This window comes from Vibrio sp. 10N.239.312.C11, assembly GCF_041466065.1.
Lineage (GTDB): Bacteria > Pseudomonadota > Gammaproteobacteria > Enterobacterales > Vibrionaceae > Vibrio > Vibrio tasmaniensis_A.
Genome location: NZ_JBFSRZ010000012.1, coordinates 1 through 23,865 on the forward strand (window position 1 = coordinate 1; position 23,865 = coordinate 23,865).

Genomic DNA, 23,865 nt, shown 5'->3' on the forward strand with positions numbered 1-23,865 from the left:
ATGGGTTCTGTGGTGATTAGGTGGAGTGTTTCACTGGCGCTAATGGAATCGTGCTTACAGGAAGTAATCGAAGACCGGATATGGAAAGGACTAGAAAAGATAAAGGCCCATGAATTTCTTCATGAGCCTTATCGGAATTTGGTGGCCCCTCCCAGATTTGAACTGGGGACCGAACGATTATGAGTCGTGCGCTCTAACCACTGAGCTAAGGGGCCGTAGGGCATAGATTATAGGGGAAGCATTCATTGGTGTCTAGACACTATGAGGGGCAATTCCGCTTACATCTTAGCCACTTAAATCATACAGGTACAAAAAAGGTGAGCCAACGCTCACCTTTTTTATTTTATGCTTAAAAGCTAACCACACTAAAGCGTGTAATTACTCGTCTAGGAAGCTGCGTAGAGTTTCTGAGCGGCTTGGGTGACGAAGTTTACGCAGTGCTTTTGCTTCGATTTGACGGATACGTTCACGAGTAACGTCGAACTGCTTACCCACTTCTTCTAGAGTGTGGTCAGTGTTCATGTCGATACCGAAACGCATACGCAGTACTTTCGCTTCACGAGGAGTTAGGCCTGCAAGAACGTCTTTAGTTGCGCCGCGCAGGCTTGTTGCCGTTGCAGAGTCTAAAGGCAGTTCTAGCGTTGTATCCTCGATGAAATCACCTAGGTGCGAATCTTCGTCGTCACCGATTGGTGTCTCCATTGAGATAGGCTCTTTAGCGATTTTCAGTACTTTACGGATCTTGTCTTCAGGCATTTGCATGCGCTCAGCCAACTCTTCCGGAAGCGGTTCACGACCCATCTCTTGTAGCATTTGACGAGAGATACGGTTTAGTTTGTTGATCGTTTCGATCATGTGAACCGGAATACGGATAGTACGAGCTTGGTCGGCAATCGAACGAGTGATTGCTTGACGGATCCACCACGTAGCGTAAGTAGAGAACTTGTAACCACGACGGTATTCAAACTTATCTACCGCTTTCATCAGACCGATGTTACCTTCTTGGATTAGATCCAGGAATTGTAGACCACGGTTCGTGTACTTCTTAGCAATCGAGATTACTAGACGTAAGTTCGCTTCAACCATCTCTTTCTTCGCACGACGAGCTTTCGCTTCACCGATAGACATACGACGGCTGATATCTTTAATGCTTTGAACAGTAAGAGACGTTTCACGTTCGATGATATCCAGCTTTTGGATAGAGCGACGGATGTCGTGTTCGTTACGTTTGATCTTTTCTGCGTATGGCTTGTCTGAAGCAAGAACTTCGTCCAACCATGCTTCGCTAGATTCATTGCCAGTAAATAGAGCAATGAAAGATTTCTTCGGCATTTTGCCGTACTCAACCGTTTGACGCATGATTAGGCGTTCTTGAGTACGTACGCGATCCATTGAAGTACGCAGTTCGTTTACTAGGTAATCAAACTGTTTTGGCGTCAGACGGAATTCTTTGAACACGTCTTGCATCATTGTTGTTGCAAGCGTTGCTTTCGGGCTTTCGTGGCCGTATTCATTGATTGCTAGTTGACGGTTTTGGTAGCTAGTGCGAAGTGCTGTGAACTTCTCAAGAGCAAGCTCAGGATCAATACCTGTATCTTCCTCTTCTTCTTCCTCGTCGTCTTCTGCTTCTTCTTTGTCTTCGTCTTCTAGATCAGTTTTAGCAAGTTCTGAACCGATGTGAGTCGCCGTTGGCGCAGCTGTGCCATCGTCGTCTGGGTCAACAAAGCCATTGATTAGATCTGTTAAACGAATCTCTTCAGCGAGTACGCGGTCAAACTGTTCCAAGATGTATGGAATAGTGCCTGGGTACTCAGCTACAGATAATTGAACAGTATTGATACCATCTTCAATACGCTTCGCAATGTCGATCTCGCCTTCACGAGTCAGTAGTTCAACTGTACCCATTTCACGCATGTACATACGAACTGGGTCAGTTGTACGGCCAATCTCGCTTTCTACGCTTGAAAGCGCAGCAGCAGCAGCTTCAGCTGCATCTTCATCTATATTGGCATCGTCATCATTAAGTGCTAGATCATCAGCGTCAGGTGCAGTTTCTACTACCTTGATACCCATGTCGTTGATCATTTGAATGATGTCTTCTACCTGTTCAGAATCCACGATTTCTGCAGGTAGGTGGTCGTTTACTTCGGCGTAGGTCAGATAGCCTTGTTCCTTGCCTTTAATAACAAGTAATTTAAGCTGTGACTGCGGATTTTGATCCATAGATGATATCCAACTTCAGGTCTGGTGAAGGACGTTGCATTCTCAAATGCAAACCAATTATGTTAACAAATTTATTAAATGCTGACTAATCAAACAGGGTTACGCTTTTAGATCTAGCATTAAAGCTAGTAGCTCCCTTTTTTCTTCGGCTGATAAACCGACACTTCTTGCTTTGGCCTGCAGGTTTTCAATTTGTTTTTCAACGCACTGGGCAAGGATATTGTCCAATGAGTCTAAAAATATGTCTTCTTGATTGTCTTCGTCGAGGGGGATTTCCCAGCTCGCGAGACGAGACAGAAGCGCCTCATGTTTATTGTGTCGCCAATGCTCTAATAATTGGCCTGTGTTGATATGGGGATGCGCATGGCATTTATCAAGTACTTCGACGAATAAACTTAGTCCAGGCAACTGTAAGCCTTTGACACTTGATAAATCCGGTACCATATCAGCATAGCTCGGATTTTGGATAAGCAAAGCGATAACTTCTCGCATTGGAGTGCGTTTTAGTTCTTTATGCGGTTGAGGTGTCGGGTTCTTAGTATGAACACGAGCTCGTCTCAGTTGGTTATCAAAACCAGTACGCTCATCCAATAATTTTTCGAGCAGTTCTTGGAAATAACTGTCAGGGATTTTGTTAATCAAGGCGCTTGCGTGTGCTCGCAGTGCCGACTTCCCTTCCGTTGTTCCCAGGTTCAACTTGTGTATCTCAATAAGATTATCGAACAAGTAAGTAGAAAGCGGTGTCGCATTCTGTACCAGTTGTTCGAAGGCCTCTTGGCCATTCTCTCTTATATAGCTATCTGGGTCTTCACCGTCGGGTAAAAATAGAAACTTGAGCGTGTTACCTGTTTTCAGGTATTCAAGCGCATTTTCGAGTGCGCGCCACGCCGCTTCTTTACCTGCTCGGTCACCATCGTAACAACAAACCACTGTGCTGGTTTGGCGGAACAACATTTGAACGTGGTCACCGGTTGTCGAGGTGCCCAGTGATGCCACTGAGTAATCAACACCATATTGCGCTAATGCCACGACATCCATGTAACCTTCAACCACAAGTATTTGCGGCGGCTCACGGTAGGCTTGCAGCACTTCATAAAGGCCGTAAAGCTCTTTGCCTTTATGGAAGATAGGCGTTTCTGGTGAGTTCAGGTATTTCGGTGTGCCGTCTTCTAAGACACGACCACCAAAACCAATCACTCGACCTCGACGATCGCGAATCGGGAACATGACACGTCCACGGAATCGATCGTATCGGTTGCCTTTATCATTCTCGATTAACATGCCGCCAGTCACGAGCATGTCTTGGGCTTCTTTTTGTTGGCCAAAGTTCTTACGAACCAAGTCCCATTCATCAGCGACGTAGCCAATGCCAAACTTCTGTACGATTTCCCCAGACAGTCCACGATTCTTTAGGTAATCAATCGCAGGTTTGTTAGCTGAGATTTTTAGCTGAGAGCGGTAAAAATTACTGATGCCGCCCATCAAATCGTAGAGGTTACGTTTTTGTTCGCTGTTAGCTCTTGGCGCCGTGGATATTTCACCGCTGCGCTGTTCTCTAGGAACATCAAGTCCTAAAAATGAGGCCAGCTCTTCAATCGCTTCAACAAAATCGAGACGTTCGAACTCCATAATGAAGTCGATAGCATTGCCGTGTACGCCACAACCAAAGCAGTGATAAAACTGTTTTTCTTGGCTTACGCTGAAAGAAGGGGTCTTTTCGTTGTGAAATGGGCAACAAGCACCATAGTTTTTGCCTTTTTTCTTAAGTTTAACGCGTGCGTCCACAATATCGACAATGTCGAGACGCGCTAGGAGATCATCGATGAAACTACGCGGGATGTGTCCTGCCATAAAACCTTAGAAAAATGCACTAACTGAGAGTGTGGATAATAATAGTTTGAATAGGTTACAGATACAAACAAGCCGTGCGTTCCGAAGGATTGCACGGCTTGTTGCAATTTGATTTGGGATTAAGCGAGTTTAGAACGAACTAAACCACTAACTTTACCCATATCTGCACGCCCTTGAATTTGTGGTTTCAAGATAGCCATTACTTTACCCATGTCTTGCATGCCCGCAGGTTGAGCTTCTGCAATTGCGCTATCAAGTAGTGCAATAACTTCTTCTTCAGTTAGCGGTTGAGGCATAAAGCCTTCAAGTACCGTAATTTCTGCTTTTTCCACGTCAGCAAGATCTTGACGATTTGCCGATTCATATTGAGCAACAGAATCGCGACGTTGCTTAACCATTTTAACTAATATAGCAATAATGTCGTCGTCGTTCAGAGTGATCCGTTCGTCAACTTCACGTTGCTTAATTGCTGAAAGAGCTAAGCGGATAGTGCCAAGGCGCGGTTTGTCCTTGGCTTTCATCGCTAATTTTTGCTCTTCTTTGAGTTGTTCAATAAGAGCCATAACTCAGTCCTTATGGATTAAGTTATTAGTACAGACGAACGCGACGTGCGTTTTCGCGAGCTAGCTTTTTAGCGTGACGCTTTTGAGCTGCTGCTTTAGCGCGTTTGCGAACTGTAGTTGGCTTTTCGTAATGCTCACGACGACGCACTTCAGAAAGGATACCTGCTTTTTCACAAGAGCGCTTGAAACGACGTAGTGCAACGTCGAACGGTTCGTTTTCACGTACTTTAACTATTGGCATATGCCTTTCACCTCAGGGGTTATTCATTATCGCTGGTTATTCAGTACCAAATCAGAGAAGTTACCCATCGAGCTAACTCTCTATTCGCGTTTGGTCATTAACCAGCTTGATCAAAAATGGTGCGGAATTTTAATCCGATCACAGTGGCTTTGTAAAGCACTTTGTCGATTATAGTCTGTACAATATTTGTTTGAAGAGCTTAGGCAGGGTAATATTGCGCTAATTTCCCATTTTAGACGAAAGCGTGCCGAGAAAATTATGCGCATTATTGGTATTGAAACCTCTTGTGATGAAACAGGAATCGCAATTTATGATGATGAGCAAGGGCTGCTTTCTCATCAGTTATACAGCCAAGTAAAGCTGCACGCCGATTACGGTGGTGTGGTACCTGAGCTAGCGTCGCGTGACCACGTAAAAAAAACCATTCCACTGATTAAAGCGGCATTGGCAGAAGCGAACCTAACGTCGAAAGATATTGATGGCGTGGCTTACACGGCTGGCCCTGGTTTGGTTGGTGCATTGCTTGTGGGCGCAACGATTGGTCGCAGTATTGCTTATGCGTGGGGCGTGCCTGCTGTGCCAGTGCACCATATGGAAGGTCACCTTCTTGCGCCAATGCTAGAAGACAATCCTCCACCATTCCCATTTGTTGCTCTGCTGGTGTCTGGCGGTCATACCATGATGGTAGAAGTGAAAGGCATTGGTGAATACCGAATTCTTGGTGAATCGATTGATGATGCGGCGGGTGAAGCGTTTGATAAAACCGCGAAGCTAATGGGCTTAGATTACCCGGGTGGTCCACTGCTATCTCGACTCGCAGAAAAAGGCACGCCAGGTCGTTTTAAGTTCCCACGTCCAATGACCGATCGTCCGGGTCTAGATATGAGCTTTTCGGGCTTGAAAACGTTCGCGGCAAATACCATTCGTGCTAATGACAATGATGACCAAACTCGTGCTGACATCGCTTATGCGTTCCAAGAAGCGGTTTGTGCGACCTTGGTAATCAAGTGTAAGCGTGCGTTGGTAGAGACGGGTATGAAACGTATCGTGATTGCTGGCGGTGTGAGTGCCAACAAACAACTACGAGTTGAGCTTGAAGCATTAGCCAAGAAAATCGGTGGAGAGGTGTACTACCCACGCACTGAGTTCTGTACAGATAACGGTGCGATGATCGCTTATGCGGGCATGCAGCGCCTGAAGAATGGTGAAACGGCTGATTTATCTGTCCATGCCACACCGCGTTGGCCAATTGACCAGCTAGAGCCGATTGTTTAATCATAACCAATCGCCAAATAAACCATAGTATTTCGATAAACGGTCGCTGAGTGCGGCCGTTTTTATATCCTAGCTTACCGACTGTATGTCGATAAATAATTGCTGATAGAGATTAGGGAAGAAAATGAACAAGTTCACAGTAGACAATCAATCGATGGCGTACCTAGATGAAGGTCAAGGCCCTGTTGTTGTATTAGGCCACAGCTACCTTTGGGACAGTGCAATGTGGAAGCCGCAGATCGATGCATTAAAAACTCAGTATCGCTGTATTGTTCCAGAGCTTTGGTCTCATGGTGAATCACAAGCCGCGCCGAGCTCGATGCGCAACTTAAAAGATTACGCTCAACACATTTTGGATCTACTTGATCATTTAGAAATCGAAGAATTTTCCGTAGTAGGTTTATCGGTTGGCGGTATGTGGGGAACCGAGTTAGCGGAACTTGCACCTGCACGTATTAAATCTTTAGTTCTAATGGATACCTTTGTTGGTTTAGAACCAGAAGTTGCTCATGCTAAATACTTCAGCATGTTAGACACCATTACTCAAACCAAGATGGTTCCTCAACCGATTGTTGAAGCGGTTGTTCCATTGTTCTTTGCAAATGATGCTCAAACAAACACGCCAACTTTAGTGGAAGGCTTTACTCAGAAATTATCGGCTCTTAAGGGTGAGAACGCTGAAGAAGTGGCTCGAATCGGTCGAATGGTCTTTGGACGTCGCGATATGATTGAAGCAGTAGAGAGCTTTGCACTGCCGGTTTTGATCGCTGTAGGGCAAGAAGACAAACCACGTCCGGCACTTGAGTCGTACCTAATGAACGATTGTATTACGGGCAGTGAGTTAGTGGTGATTCCTGGTGCTGGTCATATTAGTTCGCTAGAGCAACCAGAGTTTGTGAACACAATGCTGAAGACGTTTTTAGATAAACATCTGCTGTAAGCTTTAGATATTGAATAGTATTGCTCGACAGAGATTTACGTTGGTTTAAACGTATCTCAATTTAAAAATGGATCGGCTTAGACATGACAGTTTAAGCCGATTTTTTTTGCCCGAGTTTTGGTTCGCTGCCATCGAGTAGGCGGCGGATATTCTGATGGTGACGTAGGACGATCAAACAACACAACATGGCCACAGGCAGTGTGTATTGAGGTTTGACTAACCAAGCGTAGAAAGGTGCGAGCAACACAGTAACCAGTGCAGCTAAAGAAGAATAACGAAACAAAAATGCCACAACTAACCAGGTCGCCATGATCATGCCCGTTAGATCGAATCCAATTGGGGCGATAGCTCCGAGTGCGGTTGCGACGCCTTTACCACCTTTAAAGTGGAAGAATATTGGATACATATGACCAAGGCAGGCTGCGATCGCCACAACACCTAAAATGATGGGATCGATCTTGAGGTAGTAGCCAAGCCAAACAGGAATGGTGCCTTTAAGCATGTCACAAAGCAGGACGGCCGCAGCGGCGCCTTTGCCACCCACGCGAAGCACATTGGTGGCTCCGGGGTTATTGGACCCCACAGTTCTTGGGTCAGGAAGTCTTAAGACTCGGCATATCAAGACCGCACTAGAGATTGAACCTAGTAAATAGGCAGCAATAATCATGATGAGTGCCAATGGGGTCATGTTTTTCCTTAAACAGTTATAAGTCTAACGATGGGAAAATAATGCTCAATCTAAGAGTAATTGATATCATATCTGGAATTACGCAAATAATACGTTTTTTTCCCCGGTATGGGTATCCGACCTCTAAAAGGACAAGTCATGGCACTGGATAAAGTTTTCATTGAACAGCTAGAAGTAATTACAACGATCGGTGTTTACGATTGGGAACAAGAGATTAAACAAAAACTTGTGCTTGATATTGAAATGGCTCATGACAATCGCCCAGCAGGTAAGAGTGATGATGTTGTCGATGCTTTGGATTACTCGACAGTCAGCACTGCCGTACTTGACCACATTGCGAATGGCCGATTCCTATTGGTTGAGCGTGTGGCAGAAGAAGTCGCTGAATTGATTATGACTCAGTTCTCAGTGCCTTGGATTAAAATTCGTCTAGCGAAGCCTGGCGCAGTACCACAAGCAAAAGCCGTGGGTGTGATCATCGAAAGAGGTCAAGCATGACAATAGCCTATGTTGGTGTTGGCACGAACATAGACCGCGACAAGCATGCAAGGGTGGCATGGACAGAGCTTCAATCATTAGGGACTAACCTTAAATGCTCTAAGATCTATCACTGTGAGCCTGTGGGGTTTAAAAGCCACTCGTTTTATAACTTTGTGATTGAGATCGACACATCACTCTCATTGACTGAATTTTCACAGCAGCTCCGTAAAATTGAGTTTAAATGGGGTCGCCCTCAAGATGCCCATAAGCTTCAAGATCGAAAGCTCGATCTTGATATTGTGCTGTTTGGAGAGGTGGTTTCTGAGAGCGATCCAGAATTACCACGCAGTGATATCTATAAATATCCTTTTGTAACACAACCACTTTATGATCTTTGTCCTGCGAGAGTGATCCCGCAAGATGGAAGAACCGTCAGTAAAATATGGCAGAAGATGCAGCAATTAGATACGCTCTCTGTCGTTGATATAACACTATAATTTTTAAGGTAAGTAATGAGTTATTTTGAAGCGTTTATGTTGGCGTTGGTGCAAGGTTTTACTGAGTTTTTACCTATTTCCAGTTCTGCACACTTAATCCTTCCTTCGGCTGTTTTAGGTTGGGAAGATCAAGGTTTGGCTTTTGATGTGGCGGTCCATGTCGGTACTCTGGCTGCCGTCGTTATCTATTTCCGCAAAGAAGTGGTCTCTCTGTTGAGCGCATTTTTTGGTTCAGTTTTTAAAGGCGATCGCAGTAAAGAAGCAAAGCTCGCGTGGATGATCATTCTCGCGACGATTCCTGCGTGTATCTTTGGTTTGTTGATGAAAGATATTGTTGAGCTTTACTTGCGCAGTGCGTGGGTGATTGCAACGACCACGATTATCTTTGGTCTGTTGCTATGGTGGGTGGATAAGAACTCAAGCCTGCGTGATGACGAATACCAAGCGGGTTGGAAAAAGGCGCTGTTTATTGGTCTTGCTCAAGCAATGGCTATCATCCCTGGTACGTCTCGTTCTGGCGCGACGATTACCGCAGCACTTTACCTTGGTTTCACACGTGAAGCGGCGGCTCGATTCTCTTTCTTGATGTCTATCCCAATCATCACTCTGGCTGGTGGTTATTTGGGCCTGAAGTTAGTGACCAGTGGTGATCCAATCCATGTTGGTACTTTGCTAACGGGAATCGTGGTTTCTTTCATTAGTGCTTATATCTGTATTCACTTCTTCTTGAAGCTTATCTCTCGTATGGGTATGACGCCGTTCGTTATCTACCGCCTGATTTTAGGTTTTGGTCTATTTGCTTTCTTGATGATGCAGTAGCGCTCGACTTACGAAGACAAATGTTTCGTCCTACAGATTGAAACGGAAAAACCCGCTTAGTCGCGGGTTTTTTAATGCATGGTAACCAGTGTTATTACGATCAATTATCAGCGAGTTCTAATAGGGCAATCTCAATCGCGGCAGCTCTGCGCTTCTCTTGTTCTTCTCGAATGTCTTTACCTTGAAAACCATCGGCAATAATCGCTTTAACTTCGACTTGAAGTGCTGCTTGGTAAGCCACTTCAAAACGCGCTTTTTGAGGATACGGCTGATTTTCTAATCCTTTTCGGCCTGCGTGATCGGCCTGGCAGCAAAGCAGTATATCGTCGAGTCTATCTGGCTTACGCCAAACATCGAACTTGTTGAGAACCTTGAGGAAGGTGGTTGGCTTTAGCTCGCCTGCACGATGGATATTGGAATGCTGCTCGCACACTAACAACGCGAGGTCTCTGAATTCATTAGGCACTCTGACTCTTTCACACAGCTTCTTGATGATCTTCAAGCCAGTATGACAATGCATTTTGTGGCTTGGCCACTCGCTTTCTGGTGTGACGCCTTTACCTAAGTCATGCACTTGAGCGGCAAAGCGTACTGGTAACGATGGGCTTAGTAGTGCAGCTTGTTGAGCCACCATTAGCGTGTGAATGCCCGTGTCGATCTCAGGGTGCCATTTTTCAGGTTGAGGGACGCCAAATAGAGCGTCAATCTCAGGTAATACGACTGCCAATGCACCACACTCTTTCAATACAGAAAGGAACACTTCAGGGTGGGGAGTGCTAAGAGATTTATGCCATTCCTGCCAAACTCGTTCGGCAGTGAGGTGTGCCAGTTCACCGGATTGCACTATCTCACTCATCATCACCATGGTTTCAGGTGCAACCGTAAAGTTGAGGTGATGGAGTTTAGCGGCGAAGCGAGCCACACGCAGCACACGAAGAGGATCTTCAATAAAAGCGTCCGAGACATGCCTTAGAATGCGGTCAGAGAGATCTTTTTGGCCATGATAAGGATCGTAAAGTTGGCCTTTGTCATCTTGAGCGATGGCGTTGATCGTTAGATCGCGGCGCATCAGATCTTCTTCCAAACTCACGTCTGGAGCGAAGTAACACTCGAAGCCTGTGTAACCTGAACCTGATTTTCTCTCAGTACGAGCCAGTGCGTGCTCTTCTTTGGTTTTTGGGTGTAAGAATACAGGGAAATCTTTTCCGACAGCTGTAAAGCCAAGGCTTTCCATCTCTTGAGGGGTACTTCCTACCACGACCCAATCTCTATCATAACTGTCAATATTGAGCAGCTTATCGCGTACCGCTCCACCGACTAGATAGCGCTGTAGTCCATTGTCTTTTGGTAGGCTATCGTATATTTGCAACTTATCACCTCGAAATGTTTTATCACTGCTGGACTTTACTGCGAGCAATGGTACTTTCCATTAATCGTAATTATAGGGCAGCACATGTATAAGGAATATTTTGGCTTCGTTGAGATGCCATTTTCGATTGTACCAAATTCTCGCTATTTGTTTTTGAGTCAGCGTCACCAAGAAGCGATGCAGAACCTACAAGCCGGTTTAGGCGAAGGTGGGGGCTTTGCGATGCTTACTGGTGAGGTCGGTACAGGAAAAACAACGGTCGCCAAAGCGATGTTGTCATCACTCGATCATCAGACTCAAGCTGGCCTTATACTCAACCCTACGTTTTCCAATTCAGATTTACTTGAAGCTATCTGCGATGAGTTTGAGGTCGAATACCCTGAACAAGCGTCGTTGAAACAGCTGAGTCAGGCAATTCATCACTTCCTGCTTGATAGCCATGCTGAAGGCATTCAAACCTTATTGGTGATAGATGAAGCCCAACACCTTGCAGCTGATGTGTTGGAGCAGCTACGCCTTCTGACCAATTTAGAAACCGATAGTCGTAAGCTATTAAAGGTGCTGTTGGTTGGACAACCTGAATTACAGCAACACTTACAAACCACACAGCTACGTCAACTCGCGCAGCGGATTACAGGTCGCTATCACTTATTACCTCTTAATATCGAAGAAACGGGTAAGTACATCGCGTTTCGTTTGGAAACGGCTGGTGGTGAGCAGATGTTGTTTTCGAATCGTTCAATCAAGCTTATCTCCCCATATACCCATGGTATTCCGAGGCTCATTAACTTGGTGTGTGATAAAGCGCTGCAATTGGCTTTCCATGATGGTGATAAATCACCGAGTAATGAAACGGTTAACCGAGCTTGTCAGCAGATCATGGCCTTTCAGGCTGATGTGTATCACGTCGAGAAAACTCGTGCTACTCATGTAGCCCCAAAATTACTCCAATACGCGGGGATTGCCACATTAAGTGTCGGCCTTGCAATCGCGACCTTTAACTTCGCCCCAACCTATATTAGTTCATGGATGCCTGCAGATACTTCCAGTGAAGTGAAAACGGAAGTAGCGGCGAATACTCAACGATCATTTGTGGCTGAAACACCGATATTGGATGATAAATCTATACCGGTTCAAGATCTCAAGACTTCGAAGTTTGCACTACCACAAGATGTTCAGAATCACTTAAAGCAAGGGAATAATCAAACGCTTGCAATTAGGGACCTATACACGCTTTGGGGGTATGAATCTTCGCTTCGTGATTGGCTATGTTTGAGTGAACAACAAAGTGTATTTGTATGTGAGCAACATCAAGCCAATTTAGAATATTTGATTGAATTTGGAGTTCCCGTGGTTCTTAATCTGGAATTAGGTCAAGAACCTGTGTTTGCTGTACTTTATGGCGCGTCTGAGGAGTCTGTTGAGCTCCTAGTCAACGAAAAGCTATTGGTGATGCCTAAGCGGACCTTAAAGCAAATTTGGCAAGGTGATTATGTCGCGATTTGGAAACAGCCGCTAAGAGAGACCCTGAAAGAGGGTTATCAAGGTGAGGCGGTTGCTTTACTTGATCTATTGCTTTCAGAAGTCTTGGGTGAAGACGTATCGGGCAGTGATGTATTTGACTATGAATTGAAAATGAAAATCGAAGCGTTTCAAACTTGGCAGGGTATGTCTGTTGATGGCATCGCAGGTAAGCGCACCTTAGCAAGGTTGCAGAGATTAGCTCAACTCGACTCGCCTAAGTTGATGTCATTAGAAGGAGGCGAAAGCTAATGTCACGTATTATGCACGAGCTTAAACAGTCTTCTAATCATAAACCTAGCTTTAAAGGTTACCAAAACCATCACGTGCCTAGCTCTGTTAGAGGGATTAGCAACAAACGAGGTTCATCGTTAACAATGGGACTGATCCTTGTCTTGGTGCCTTCATTATTGGTGGGCGGCGTTCTGGCTTATCAGTCGTATAATCAACAGCAGCAAGGCTCGGCTAGCCCCGTTTCCTCCGGAGTTCTGCCTGAATCAAAGCTTCAATCAGACCTTGAGCCTCAAATTGCCGGTGCTGGCATTGCCAGTGTGGATGCAGTGTCAGTGAATGCAGTGTCAGTGAATGCAGACGATGAAGCATTATTCTCTGTTCGCTCGGCCCCGGTAAGCCAGTTTTTGAAAGCACTACCGCGTCAAGAGATACATGCAAAGATGGGCACCGACATCGGTAATATCGCTAGTGGCTCAAAAGCGATCATGGAAAATGTAGATAATAGTAATCAAGCAGCAACGAATTTAGAGCCATTATCTATTGAACCGTCAGTTAAACCTGGAACGAATAATGATAATGCCACGCTGCAATCGGACCGTGATTTACTGAAAGGGTTAGACCTCACCGAGTTGTCACCCGATTTAGCGTTGAAGCTTGAATCAATGATGGGAGAGCCGTCGGTTTCACCTGAACCGATGGATTCTAGACCTGTGGGGGATATGGATTCTCAGGTCATCGGTTTAGAAACACATGGCAATAGATTGGCTGGTGTATTACCTAAATTAGACTTACAAACTCACATGTACTCGAGTAGCGAAACTAAGCGTTGGGTAAAAGTGAATGGACACGAAGTTGCTCAAGGGGAATGGATCGAGCGGGGTATTCAGTTGCTTGAGATTAAACCACAATCGGTAATCATTGAATTCAATCAGCAGAAAATAGAAATCCCAGCTTTGTATGAGTGGAAAGGTTAGTACTATCGATATTACTACTTACTGTGATTGATGTTAGCGCTGTAATAGGTATTAGCGCTGTGACTTGAATGATAAATCCAGACAAATAAAAAGGAGCACTTCGGTGCTCCTTTTTGATCTTCGATACTGAACCTACTAGCGATACTGAACCTACTAGCAAATGCGAGGCTTACGCCCAGCCGTTTGGTGACTTTCTACGACGAGGCATGATGTGTGGCAGAACAAGGCCAAGAAGTAGACCAATACCAGCAACACCACCACCGTACATGAAGTACTTCAATAGTAAGTCATCTTTTTGAGTATCTAGCTTAGCGCGTAGTTCACGGTTCTCTGTTTGAGAGCTCGTTAGCTGTTGGCTAATCTCACTGTAGTTCTGCTCTAGTTCAGCAATCTGCTTGTTACGAGAGTCTAGAGAGCTTGCGAGACCTGCTTTTTCGCTATCAGCACTTTGGCGAGCATTTGCCAGCTTGCCTTTTACTTCAGAGAGTTCTTTCTCTAGCTTAGGCATGCGCAGTGCCATACTTTCTTTCGTGCTTACGAACTTACTCTCAACCCAACCTTTGCGTCCTCGGTTATCTTGAACCTGAGTGTAACCCGTGCTCTTGTTCGTTTGCAGGTAGGTGATTTTCTCACCGGCATCAATACTACCTATGATACGGAAAGTATTGTTTGGGCCAGAGTGCATATAAGTAAATAGTTTGTCAGCAATATAACGGTCTTGAGCAAAGGCAGCTGGAGCCGCAAGCATTGCGAACAAAACTAAGCTAATCAGTTTTTTCACAGTAAATCCTTTAACGATTCAAATTGGGTAGGCGTATGAGTCAGCCTCAATGAGCAAATAATATTTAGTTTTTTTATATGGTGCAACAAAGAAGGGAGGCAAAGCCTCCCTTTCTGTGCGTTTGAGTCAATAATGACATGGTATTTACATATCTTTACTGAAGCTCACCGTTTTCTGACGCTAATATTGACTAGCGTCAGGGCTATTACATAGTAAACATAGCCTGAATTGCGTAGAAGAATACAACAGCAAGTAGAGCACCTGCAGGTAACGTCACAATCCAAGAAGCTACGATGTTACGCACAACGCCTAAGTTTAGAGCTGCGATACCACGAGCAAAGCCTACACCTAATACCGCACCAACTAATGTTTGCGTGGTTGAAATCGGAAGGCCAGTACCAGAAGCAAGTACAACCGTACACGCGGTCGCTAGTTGAGCTGCAAAGCCACGGCTAGGAGTTAGTTCTGTAATACCAGTACCAACGGTTGCCATTACTTTATGACCCATTGTTGCAAGACCAACAACGATACCAATACCACCTAGTGGAAGAATCCACCATGCGATAGTACTCTTGCCTGAGATTTCGCCCATGTGCTCAACTGTTGAAACAACCGCTGATAGTGGACCAATCGCGTTGGCAACATCGTTTGAACCGTGTGCGAATGCCATTGCACAAGCTGTGATAACCATTAGTACGCTGAAGATACCTTCTACGCCAGTAAAACCGTGGTCTTCTTCGCGGTTAGCAAACTTCTTCTGAATGTATAAGTAACCGCCAATCATGACGACAGCAGAAACACCTGCAGCCCATAACCATGCTTCAGTACCGGTTAGATGAAGGCCTACGTGCTTAAGACCTTTCTTGATCGTTACAAGTGCAATGACCATTGTAGTAATGAACATGTATACCGGTACAAAACGCTTCGCATTGAATAGCGGGTTTTCTGTATCGAATATCAGTCGCTGGGCACTGACAAATATGAGATAGGCGAAGATACCGGAAATCAATGGTGTGACAATCCAACTTCCCACAATGCCTTGGACACTGTTCCAATCTACAGCTTCAGTACCCACAGACACACAAGCAAAACCGATGATTGCACCGATGATTGAGTGAGTCGTTGATACTGGCCAGCCCATGTATGAAGCTAGAAGTAGCCATGTACCAGCAGCGAGTAGTGCAGACATCATACCGTACACAAGTACGTCAGGTTGATCTGCAAACAGAGATGTTTCGATAACACCTTTACGGATCGTGTCTGTTACTTCGCCGCCCGCAAGGTAAGCACCTGCGAATTCAAAGATCATTGCGATAATGATCGCTTGTTTAACGGTTAGAGCTTTAGAGCCTACTGAGGTGCCCATTGCGTTCGCAACGTCATTTGCACCAATACCAATAGCCATCAAGAAACCGAAAGCTGCTGCAACAATAATCAGGACAGTGCCGTAGTTAGCAAGGATATCCATCGTAATACCTAGTTGTTTGATAACAAGCGGAACAAATTTAGACGCAAAAAACCGCTCAGCGAGAGAAATACTCAGCGCATAAGTGGTTTGTTCAAAAAATGCTCTTCGTTATATGGTTAACGTATGATTTAAGATCGAGAAAGCATTACTTCAAGACGAGCGCCTACACGCTGTGCTTGATCTGCAATACCACCAACCCATTCAAGAATTTTGTATAAGAACATGATATCAACTGGATTCAGATCGCCTTCAATTGCCATTAGTTGTTGGCGTAGTTCGATCTGCATCGCATCCGTGTCATCTTCAATTACATCTAATTGATGAATCATTTCGGCAACGAGTGTTACTTCACGGCCTTTAAAGCCAGTTTCAAGTAATTCGTCTAATTCATTGATTACGTTTTGTGCTTGGTTCGCTGCATCTAGACAGCGTTTAACGTAAGCGATGAAGTTTTCTTGCATTGGAGCAGGAATGACAAGTTGACGACCATATACACGGCCAGCAATGTCTTTCGCTAGGTTTGCGAGTTTGTCTTGTTGCGTTAATAGCTCCAACATATCGGTGCGATCAACTGGCATAAACAAACCACGAGGAAGTTTAAGGCGAATTTCACGTTTTAGTACGTCAGCTTCTTTCTCAAGGTGAGAAATTTGAGCTCGAATTTCTGATGCTTTTTCCCAGTCACCTTTTGAAGAAACTTCAAAGAAATTAACTAGGTGAGAACAACATTCGTTCACGCATACTACGTGACGCTGCAAAGGTTTAATTGGGGACTTTGCAAATAACCCCATAATTGTATTTACTGGCATGGTCATCCAACCTAATAAATAATAACCTTAAAACAACATACACCATATTCATGGTGAAATGTTAAGCGATGGCTACAAAGTCGCGCATGTTAACCTAATCAATCTCTCATTAAAACTGTTTTAGATCATCATAAGGGCGATATTTCTGACTTGCCGACTTTTCAAATTGGCAATATCCTGTCCCTATCTTCACAGAAAGGTATAACTATGGAAACCGAGATAGAACTGAAGTTTTTTGTTTCTCCTGAATTTTCAGAGACTTTACGCAATAAAATTGCTGAAACTAAAGTACTTCAGCACAGTTGTCGTGAGCTAGGTAACATCTACTTTGACACCGCTGACAACTGGCTACGTAAGCACGATACAGGCTTACGCATTCGACGCTTTGATGACGTATTTGTACAAACCGTAAAGACTGCTGGTCGTGTGGTTGCTGGCCTGCACCAAAGGCCTGAATACAATGCAGAGCACGACAGCAACGAACCTAAGCTAGCCTTGCACCCAGAGGATATCTGGCCAGCAGGTAAAGACATCGAAACGCTGCAAGCTGAGCTGACTCCTCTGTTCTCTACTAACTTCACGCGTGAGCAGTGGTTGATTGGTATGCCTGATGGTAGCCAAGTCGAGGTCGCATTCGATCAAGGCTTTGTTGAATCAGGCGACCTGCAAGAACCGATTTGCGAAGTTGAATTGGAACTTAAATCCGGTCAGACGGATGCACTATTTACATTGTCTCGCCAATTCTGCGAACAAGGTGGTATGCGTTTGGGTAACCTAAGCAAAGCAGCTAAGGGTTACCGCCTTGCTCAAGGTTATCAAGGAGATGAAGTCACTCCTTTGACCTTAGTTGATACTGACAAAAGTGATACCGTTGAATCGTGTTTCATTCAATCTTTAGAGCATGCTCTCGCTCATTGGCACTATCACGAGCAGATCTTCACCGAGCGCCAATCGATTGAAGCGCTGCATGAGATCAGTCACTCGCTGAGTTTTATTCGTCAAACCTTCACTATCTACGGTGGCATTGTCCCAAGACGCGCGAGTGCTATTTTACGTCAAGAGTTGAAATGGCTTGAGCAAGAGCTCGACTGGCTGAAAAGCTATGATCACTTCGAAGACTTGCTGGAAGATAAAGGACACGTACTACGTAAACTCGATGCGCGTAAGTTCTTAGTCGCTGAGCTTAAAGAGATGCAAGAGCAACTGCCAGATCGTGAAGATCTGCTTACCTTGCTGAGCTCTGCTCGTTACACCGGTTTATTGTTGGATCTGAGCCGTTGGATCTTGTCTCGTGGCTGGCAGCCTTTCTTAGATGAGAAAGCGCGTGAGCAAATGGGTCGTGGTATCGAATGGTTTTCCGTGCAGCAACTCGATCGCACATGGGCAGACTTGATGGAAGCTTTCCCGCCAGAGCGAGTGATGACCAGCCAAGCGTATATTGAGCAGCAATACCGTTTGATGCGTAATCTGTATTCTGGTGTTGGTTTCGCGAGTTTATATGATGACGCTGAGCGAAACAGTTTCCGCTTGCCATGGGCCGATATGGTGCAAGGCATTGATGACTTGTTGGCACTTAAAACACTGGAGCCTTTGACTGAGAAGTTAGAAGGCGATGAGAAGGTTCAGCTAGAGCGTTGGTTAGCTCGTCAAGAGGTGTCTATTCTGCATGCGATGGAACAGACACGCCAAATAAGTGTAGAAGTTGAGCCGTATTGGCAAGACTGAGTTTCATAACAACATGAAATTGAAAATAGGGCTTCGGCCCTATTTTTTTGTTTGTTGTTCCAGATTTTCTAGTCGTTCGAGAATTTTCTGTTGTTGCTCAATGATCTTCTCAAGGTGCTTCTCTTTGTTTTCAGCTCGTTGATTGTCATGGCGAGTTGGAGAGGTGATCAAAGAAGTAATCAACCCTGAAATCATACCAAAAACACCCACACCACAAATGATCACCAGAGAAGCGACTAACTTGCCTGAGCTCGTCACTGGATAATGATCGCCGTACCCCACGGTACTAATCGTTACGAAAGCCCACCATAAAGCATCTTGGCCAGTGGTAATATTGGCATTGGGATCCTTGTGCTCTAGCAGCAGTATTGTTCCTGCACCTATGGTCAGGAGAATAACCAATAGCAAAATAATTGAGGCGAGTGTCGTTTCTTTTCGATTGCTAAACAGCTCCCTGAAAACACGTTTTCCTGACCGAAGAACGAGAATCACGCGCAAGATCTGAAAAATGCGAGCGAATCGAAGTGGCTCGACCATAGGGATGCTTGCCAAGAAATCGATCCAGTGTACTTTTAGATATTCTTTCTTATTTTGTGATCTGAATAGATCAATAGTGAGCTGAAAAAGAAAAACGCTACAGATTATAAAGTCCAGGCCGATAAGAACTTGTTTCGATTCTTTATCAATCGGTGCAAACAATAAGCCTGAGATCACAAATAACGCTAAGAAAGAGAGAATCAGTGATAATAAGCTCATCGGCTTAGTGGTGTCTTTGATACTATTTAACATTCATACGAGGCTCAAAATAAATCGCGAACTTTGACTGACATAGCCATCTCGCGGATATAGAAGCCATCAATATATAAGAGTTAATGGAGAACTGACAATGACTAAACTGTCATTCAAGCCGTGGGAAAGGATTATCTCGGACATCCGTCTCGTTCCAAAAATGATCATGCTGATGGTTTTCAGCACTATCTTGATTATTTCGAAGCAGCTATGGGACGCAAGTGCGTTTTACGATTCATTACTTGCAGTCACTAACAATGCACAAGTTGCACAGCAGCATTACGAGACTTACCTAGTTCAAGTGGCTTGGCAAACAGCCTTGATGATCATTGTGTTTGTGGTTCTTCTATTGGCGGCAGCGCGCGTTATGCTTCGCCAAACTCAATACCTCAATGACGCCATTAAAACGATGGCCGATAAGAACCTATCAGTGCCTATTCATATGGATTGTAAAGATGAATACGGTGATGTGGCACGAGAACTCGAAAAAACTCGAGTCCAGTTGAATGACATGATCAAAACTCAGGTGGCCTCTTCTGATGAGTTGTTTGCCCTGACGGAAGTGATGACCATCAGCATGTCCGAAACCAAAGATTCAGCTCAGGAAGAATTTAACGAAATCGACCAACTAGCGACAGCAATGAGCGAGATGACGTCTACTGTGCAAACTGTGGCTGAGCACGCGCAAAGTGCTTCTTCTCTTACTGAGCAAGCATCAGGTCAAGCACTAACAGGTCAGAAGTTCGTTCAAGGTTCTGTTTCTAAGATGAGTGAGCTTTCTTCGGACATCGCAGCCTCTGCAGCAGCGGTAAACCAAGTAGAAGAGCGCGTAGACTCGATTGGCAGTGTGGTTGGTACTATCCAAGGCATTTCAGAGCAAACCAACCTATTGGCTTTGAACGCAGCGATTGAAGCCGCGCGTGCCGGTGAAGCGGGACGTGGTTTTGCGGTTGTTGCCGATGAGGTTCGTAACCTTGCGCAACGTACTCAGCAAGCGACAGTAGAAATTCAAGATATGATCAGCCATCTACAAAGCAGTGCTAACTCGGCTGTAGAGCTGATGGAAAAGAGTGTTGTTGAAGCGGCTGAAGGCGTAGACCTAGTGACTAACGCTGGTTCTGAGCTTGATGGCATCGTAAGTCAGGTAAACCAGATTAATGATATGAACTTCCAGATCGCGACTGCTGCGGGCCAACAAACTAGTGTGGCGGAAGAGATGAGTGTCAATCTGACCAATGTTCGTGAGCTTGTTGAAGCCTCCGTAGTGGTGGTGGGTGAGCTTCTCGAGACTTCTGAGATCATGGAAAGCAACGCACAAGAGCTAGACGGTAAGATTAAGCAGTTTAAGGTTTAACCCCCAGTTCTCGGTCTTGAGCTCTAGTTCGTAAGATCTAAAGGTCTATTCCTAGAGGTTTGGCCACAGAAACTTGTTATTAGAGATAAAGGCTTTACTTGATAAGTTCACTGATAAAACGCCCACATTGCTAATGTGGGCGTTTTTTATTGGCAGAACTTTGGTATAACTAATCATTAGTTTTTAGAACTCGTTATTGAAGAACTGAACCGACAAGCCAATTGTTCGGTGCGCAGCTTACACAAGGAAGAAACATGCCATTGCCTTCTCTACTCGTCACTCATTCCCAGTCTGCTTTTGAGCAATTATTAGAGCATCAAAGTGACGCCATTAACACTTGGCCTGAGTCACTGATTGCCGAGCTCAAGCGTGTATTAGGCTTGAGCTGTTTTGTTGGTGATTGTTTACAGCGTGACTCGATTTTATCCAGCACCTTGCCAGAGATGCTGAGATGCCAAGAGCGTGCGGAAGGGTATCGTAAGCGTTTGGCCGAGTTACTTGCTGGTTGTGTTGATGAAATGAGCGGTCAACGTGTGCTGCGTCAATTCCGTAATCGAGAGATGACCTACATTGCTTGGCGTGACTTTATGGGCTCATGGGATCTAGAACAGAGCTTAAATCATTTGTCGATGCTAGCAGAGGCGATGATTTTCGAGACCTATCAATGGCAGTACGATATTTGTTGTAAAGAGTGGGGCACACCTTGTAACGAGGAAGGTGAAGCGCAGCCGATGTTGATCATAGGTATGGGCAAGTTAGGTGGCGGTGAGTTGAATTTCTCTTCCGATATCGATCTAATTTTTACTTACCCTGAGAATGGTGAAACCCAAGGTGCAAGAAGAAGTATCGCCAACGCGCAGTTCTTCACGCGTTTGGGGCAACGTATTATCAAGGCGCTTGATCAGCAAACCTTTGACGGATTCTGTTATCGAGTCGACATGCGCTTGCGTCCATTCGGGGAGAGCGGCCCTTTGGTCATGAGCTATGCTGCTCTTGAAGATTACTACCAAGAACAAGGCCGTGACTGGGAACGCTACGCAATGGTTAAGGCGCGTGTGATGGGCAGCGAAATGTATCCTGAGTATCAAGAGCTCCGCCAGATGCTGCGTCCGTTTGTTTTTCGTCGTTACATTGATTTCAGTGCCATTCAATCTTTGCGTCGAATGAAGTCGATGATCAGTAGCGAAGTGCGACGTCGTGGCTTATCAAACAACATTAAGCTTGGCTCTGGTGGTATTCGTGAAGTCGAGTTTATTGCTCAAGTCTTTCAACTGATTCGTGGTGGACGTGAACCGAGCCTTCGTGGTCGAGGTTTGTTGGAGACGTTAAGTGCGATTGAATCTCTTCATTTATTAGAAGCAGAAGAAGTCGGTCACTTGCGTGAGGCATACCTGTTTTTACGCCGCCTTGAGAACCTATTACAAGCGATGGCTGACAAGCAAACTCAAACCTTACCTGATGGCGATTTCGAACAATTGCAACTTGCTGTCGCCATGCAGTTTGCAGATTGGGATGGTTTGATTGATGCGACCCGTGTTCATATGGCGAATGTCCACACCGTATTCGAAGACCTAATTGGGGTTGATGAAGATGATGCTAACCCAATCGCGAGTCACTTTAGTGAGTTGTGGGATATGGCTCATAAGCAAGATGTGATTGAGCAGGTTCTAGAGCATGACATCGCGATTGCTAACCCGCAGCAAGCGGCGAAAACCATTATCCAATTCAAAGCTGATTTGGCTAAGAAAACCCTTGGCCCTCGTGGACGTGAAGTACTCAATCGATTAATGCCCAAAGTGTTTCAAGCGCTCTACACCGCCAAGGATGCTGAATTTGGTTTGTCTCGAGTGCTGCATCTGTTGCAAAAAATCGTTACGCGCACCACGTATCTTGAGCTATTGGATGAGCACCCAGCGGCCCTCACTCAACTCGTTCGCTTATGTACAGCGAGCCCGATGATCTCGGAGCAGTTGGGTCGTTACCCAATTCTGCTAGATGAACTTATTGATCCGCAGCAACTCTATAATCCCGTGCCTTTAGAGTCTTACAAGACCGAGTTACGTGATTATCTAGCCCGTATTCCTGAAGATGACATGGAACAACAGATGGAGGGGCTGCGTCAGTTTAAGCAGACTTGTATCTTGAGAATTGCAGCCGCTGATATTGCGGGCGTTTTGCCTGTTATGAAGGTAAGCGACCATCTAACCTATTTAGCAGAAGCGATTGTTGAGGCCGGCATTAATCAAGCTTGGTTACAAGTGACAGCCAAGTTTGGGGAGCCTACCCACGTTAAAGATCGTGAAGGCCGTGGCTTCGCCGTGGTTGGTTACGGCAAAGTCGGCGGTTGGGAGCTTGGTTATAACTCCGATCTCGATATCGTATTCATGCACGATTGCCCGGTACACATCTATACTGATGGTAAAAAAGAGATCGACGGACGCCAATTTTATCTGAGATTGGCGCAGCGCATTATTCATATTTTCTCGACCAGAACTGCTTCTGGTATTTTGTACGAGGTCGACACTCGCTTGCGCCCTTCAGGTGTCTCTGGTCTATTAGTGAGTCCAACCGATGCTTTTGACGAGTATCAGCACAATGATGCGTGGACTTGGGAGCACCAAGCTTTGACTCGCGCTCGTATGATTTATGGTGATGACTTATTGGCTTCGGCATTTAACAAGACTCGCCATGAGATTTTGTGTTTGACTCGAGATGAAGCTGTACTTAAAAAATCTGTGGTCGATATGCGTGAAAAAATGCGTGGGCACCTCGGTGGAAAAAAAACCGATCGATTCATGCTGAAACAAGATGCGGGTGGTATCACCGATATTGAGTTTTTGGCGCAATATTTAGTACTTCGATACAGTAATGAAAAACCTAAGTTGACTCGTTGGTGTGACAATGTACGAATCTTTGAAAGTCTGTTGTCACAAGGAATTATGGACGAACAGCAAGGCATGGCATTAACTAGTGCCTATACAGCATTAAGAGATGAAATCCATCACCGCAACCTACTCAACCTTGATGCGGACGTGGCGATTGATAAATTTAAAATGGAAAGGGAACATGTTGTTCAAGCATGGAAGCAATGGATGGAAGCGTAACGGAACTATTTCTTAACGGTTACGTCATTATCATTTAGTGATCGCTTATCGACTTCTTAGCTACTAGAGTATCTATCGAGTTAGGCTTTCACTCATTTTTCTATGGTTTAGCCACTGTAATCAGTGTGCTAGACTCTAGCCAGATTCGATTTTTGGAGAT

At 45.1% G+C, this 23,865-nt stretch carries 20 protein-coding genes and 1 tRNA gene; 10 read left to right on the forward strand and 11 right to left on the reverse strand.

What is annotated here, in order from left to right; all coding sequences use genetic code 11:
• Positions 1-139: 139 nt before the first annotated feature.
• From AB6D07_RS07540 to rpsU, 5 genes are all read right to left on the reverse strand, one after another.
• Positions 140-215, reverse strand: a tRNA-Ile gene (locus AB6D07_RS07540).
• Positions 216-378: 163 nt separating this feature from the next.
• Positions 379-2,223, reverse strand: a complete 1,845-nt coding sequence (gene rpoD / locus AB6D07_RS07545) for an RNA polymerase sigma factor RpoD (RefSeq protein WP_009847799.1) — start codon at positions 2,221-2,223, stop codon at positions 379-381.
• A gap of 99 nt (positions 2,224-2,322) precedes the next feature.
• Positions 2,323-4,074: a DNA primase gene (dnaG, locus tag AB6D07_RS07550; protein WP_017102947.1), complete on the reverse strand. Its 1,752-nt coding sequence runs from the start codon at positions 4,072-4,074 to the stop codon at positions 2,323-2,325.
• Positions 4,075-4,193: 119 nt separating this feature from the next.
• Entirely contained in the window at positions 4,194-4,637 is a 444-nt protein-coding gene (locus AB6D07_RS07555) for a GatB/YqeY domain-containing protein (RefSeq protein ID WP_009847797.1), read from the reverse strand.
• Between the two features lie 25 nt (positions 4,638-4,662).
• A complete protein-coding gene (gene rpsU, locus AB6D07_RS07560; RefSeq protein ID WP_004396009.1) occupies positions 4,663-4,878 on the reverse strand; it encodes a 30S ribosomal protein S21 in 216 nt (71 codons plus the stop codon).
• A 258-nt stretch (positions 4,879-5,136) separates the two neighbouring features.
• On the opposite strand from rpsU, the gene tsaD reads away from it, so the two are divergent.
• Complete coding sequence (gene tsaD, locus AB6D07_RS07565; protein ID WP_009847795.1) at positions 5,137-6,153, forward strand: tRNA (adenosine(37)-N6)-threonylcarbamoyltransferase complex transferase subunit TsaD; 1,017 nt, start codon at positions 5,137-5,139, stop codon at positions 6,151-6,153.
• A 124-nt stretch (positions 6,154-6,277) separates the two neighbouring features.
• On the forward strand, positions 6,278-7,093 hold the full coding sequence (locus AB6D07_RS07570) for an alpha/beta fold hydrolase (RefSeq protein WP_012603182.1): 816 nt from the start codon (positions 6,278-6,280) through the stop codon (positions 7,091-7,093).
• 91 nt (positions 7,094-7,184) lie between these two features.
• On the opposite strand, the gene plsY is transcribed toward AB6D07_RS07570, so the two are convergent.
• Positions 7,185-7,781 carry a glycerol-3-phosphate 1-O-acyltransferase PlsY gene (gene plsY / locus AB6D07_RS07575; protein ID WP_009847793.1) on the reverse strand — a complete coding sequence of 199 codons (597 nt, stop codon included), beginning with the start codon at positions 7,779-7,781 and terminating at the stop codon, positions 7,185-7,187.
• Between the two features lie 138 nt (positions 7,782-7,919).
• Between plsY and folB the strand changes: the two genes are divergently transcribed.
• The 3 genes from folB to AB6D07_RS07590 are packed head-to-tail and all read left to right on the forward strand — an operon-like array spanning position 7,920 to position 9,577.
• Positions 7,920-8,279 carry a dihydroneopterin aldolase gene (gene folB / locus AB6D07_RS07580; protein ID WP_004735969.1) on the forward strand — a complete coding sequence of 120 codons (360 nt, stop codon included), beginning with the start codon at positions 7,920-7,922 and terminating at the stop codon, positions 8,277-8,279.
• A complete protein-coding gene (gene folK / locus AB6D07_RS07585; protein ID WP_017102948.1) occupies positions 8,276-8,758 on the forward strand; it encodes a 2-amino-4-hydroxy-6-hydroxymethyldihydropteridine diphosphokinase in 483 nt (160 codons plus the stop codon). Before folB ends, folK begins: the two co-directional genes overlap by 4 nt.
• Positions 8,759-8,773: 15 nt before the next feature.
• On the forward strand, positions 8,774-9,577 hold the full coding sequence (locus tag AB6D07_RS07590) for an undecaprenyl-diphosphate phosphatase (RefSeq protein WP_004735967.1): 804 nt from the start codon (positions 8,774-8,776) through the stop codon (positions 9,575-9,577).
• A 100-nt stretch (positions 9,578-9,677) separates the two neighbouring features.
• Here the strand turns inward: AB6D07_RS07590 and AB6D07_RS07595 are convergent, their stop codons facing one another.
• Complete coding sequence (locus tag AB6D07_RS07595; protein ID WP_017102949.1) at positions 9,678-10,994, reverse strand: multifunctional CCA addition/repair protein; 1,317 nt, start codon at positions 10,992-10,994, stop codon at positions 9,678-9,680.
• Between the two features lie 36 nt (positions 10,995-11,030).
• Between AB6D07_RS07595 and AB6D07_RS07600 the strand changes: the two genes are divergently transcribed.
• Positions 11,031-12,719, forward strand: a complete 1,689-nt coding sequence (locus AB6D07_RS07600; RefSeq protein ID WP_372091252.1) for an AAA family ATPase — start codon at positions 11,031-11,033, stop codon at positions 12,717-12,719.
• Positions 12,719-13,675 carry a general secretion pathway protein GspB gene (locus AB6D07_RS07605; RefSeq protein WP_372091251.1) on the forward strand — a complete coding sequence of 319 codons (957 nt, stop codon included), beginning with the start codon at positions 12,719-12,721 and terminating at the stop codon, positions 13,673-13,675. Before AB6D07_RS07600 ends, AB6D07_RS07605 begins: the two co-directional genes overlap by 1 nt.
• Before the next feature lie 169 nt (positions 13,676-13,844).
• Here the strand turns inward: AB6D07_RS07605 and AB6D07_RS07610 are convergent, their stop codons facing one another.
• The 3 genes from AB6D07_RS07610 to AB6D07_RS07620 all read right to left on the reverse strand — a co-directional run bounded on the left by AB6D07_RS07610 (position 13,845) and on the right by AB6D07_RS07620 (position 16,733).
• Positions 13,845-14,456 (reverse strand): TIGR04211 family SH3 domain-containing protein, encoded by a 612-nt coding sequence (locus tag AB6D07_RS07610; RefSeq protein WP_017100421.1) that lies wholly within the window; start codon positions 14,454-14,456, stop codon positions 13,845-13,847.
• A gap of 205 nt (positions 14,457-14,661) precedes the next feature.
• On the reverse strand, positions 14,662-15,924 hold the full coding sequence (locus AB6D07_RS07615) for an inorganic phosphate transporter (protein WP_012603189.1): 1,263 nt from the start codon (positions 15,922-15,924) through the stop codon (positions 14,662-14,664).
• 128 nt (positions 15,925-16,052) lie between these two features.
• Entirely contained in the window at positions 16,053-16,733 is a 681-nt protein-coding gene (locus AB6D07_RS07620) for a TIGR00153 family protein (protein ID WP_010434644.1), read from the reverse strand.
• A 207-nt stretch (positions 16,734-16,940) separates the two neighbouring features.
• Here AB6D07_RS07620 and AB6D07_RS07625 point away from each other — a divergent pair, with 207 nt between their 5' ends.
• Complete coding sequence (locus tag AB6D07_RS07625; protein WP_017102953.1) at positions 16,941-18,458, forward strand: inorganic triphosphatase; 1,518 nt, start codon at positions 16,941-16,943, stop codon at positions 18,456-18,458.
• Positions 18,459-18,497: 39 nt separating this feature from the next.
• Here AB6D07_RS07625 and AB6D07_RS07630 read toward each other — a convergent pair whose 3' ends face one another.
• Positions 18,498-19,247, reverse strand: coding sequence for a potassium channel family protein (locus tag AB6D07_RS07630; protein ID WP_017102954.1), 750 nt, complete (start codon positions 19,245-19,247; stop codon positions 18,498-18,500).
• 97 nt (positions 19,248-19,344) lie between these two features.
• Between AB6D07_RS07630 and AB6D07_RS07635 the strand changes: the two genes are divergently transcribed.
• Together AB6D07_RS07635 and glnE are read left to right on the forward strand one after the other, a co-directional pair.
• Positions 19,345-20,601 carry a methyl-accepting chemotaxis protein gene (locus AB6D07_RS07635; RefSeq protein WP_012603193.1) on the forward strand — a complete coding sequence of 419 codons (1,257 nt, stop codon included), beginning with the start codon at positions 19,345-19,347 and terminating at the stop codon, positions 20,599-20,601.
• A gap of 254 nt (positions 20,602-20,855) precedes the next feature.
• Positions 20,856-23,705 (forward strand): bifunctional [glutamate--ammonia ligase]-adenylyl-L-tyrosine phosphorylase/[glutamate--ammonia-ligase] adenylyltransferase, encoded by a 2,850-nt coding sequence (glnE, locus tag AB6D07_RS07640; protein WP_017102955.1) that lies wholly within the window; start codon positions 20,856-20,858, stop codon positions 23,703-23,705.
• Positions 23,706-23,865: the final 160 nt, after the last annotated feature.

Coding starts and splice junctions, on each gene's coding strand:
- AB6D07_RS07600 (WP_372091252.1), top strand. CDS start 11,031: ATGTATAAGGAATATTTTGGCTTCGTTGAGATGCCATTTTCGATTGTA.
- AB6D07_RS07625 (WP_017102953.1), top strand. CDS start 16,941: ATGGAAACCGAGATAGAACTGAAGTTTTTTGTTTCTCCTGAATTTTCA.
- AB6D07_RS07615 (WP_012603189.1), bottom strand. CDS start 15,924: ATGGATATCCTTGCTAACTACGGCACTGTCCTGATTATTGTTGCAGCA.
- AB6D07_RS07570 (WP_012603182.1), top strand. CDS start 6,278: ATGAACAAGTTCACAGTAGACAATCAATCGATGGCGTACCTAGATGAA.
- plsY (WP_009847793.1), bottom strand. CDS start 7,781: ATGACCCCATTGGCACTCATCATGATTATTGCTGCCTATTTACTAGGT.
- rpsU (WP_004396009.1), bottom strand. CDS start 4,878: ATGCCAATAGTTAAAGTACGTGAAAACGAACCGTTCGACGTTGCACTA.
- glnE (WP_017102955.1), top strand. CDS start 20,856: ATGCCATTGCCTTCTCTACTCGTCACTCATTCCCAGTCTGCTTTTGAG.
- AB6D07_RS07605 (WP_372091251.1), top strand. CDS start 12,719: ATGTCACGTATTATGCACGAGCTTAAACAGTCTTCTAATCATAAACCT.
- folB (WP_004735969.1), top strand. CDS start 7,920: ATGGCACTGGATAAAGTTTTCATTGAACAGCTAGAAGTAATTACAACG.
- AB6D07_RS07590 (WP_004735967.1), top strand. CDS start 8,774: ATGAGTTATTTTGAAGCGTTTATGTTGGCGTTGGTGCAAGGTTTTACT.
- rpoD (WP_009847799.1), bottom strand. CDS start 2,223: ATGGATCAAAATCCGCAGTCACAGCTTAAATTACTTGTTATTAAAGGC.
- AB6D07_RS07555 (WP_009847797.1), bottom strand. CDS start 4,637: ATGGCTCTTATTGAACAACTCAAAGAAGAGCAAAAATTAGCGATGAAA.
- AB6D07_RS07630 (WP_017102954.1), bottom strand. CDS start 19,247: ATGTTAAATAGTATCAAAGACACCACTAAGCCGATGAGCTTATTATCA.
- AB6D07_RS07620 (WP_010434644.1), bottom strand. CDS start 16,733: ATGCCAGTAAATACAATTATGGGGTTATTTGCAAAGTCCCCAATTAAA.
- folK (WP_017102948.1), top strand. CDS start 8,276: ATGACAATAGCCTATGTTGGTGTTGGCACGAACATAGACCGCGACAAG.
- AB6D07_RS07635 (WP_012603193.1), top strand. CDS start 19,345: ATGACTAAACTGTCATTCAAGCCGTGGGAAAGGATTATCTCGGACATC.
- tsaD (WP_009847795.1), top strand. CDS start 5,137: ATGCGCATTATTGGTATTGAAACCTCTTGTGATGAAACAGGAATCGCA.
- dnaG (WP_017102947.1), bottom strand. CDS start 4,074: ATGGCAGGACACATCCCGCGTAGTTTCATCGATGATCTCCTAGCGCGT.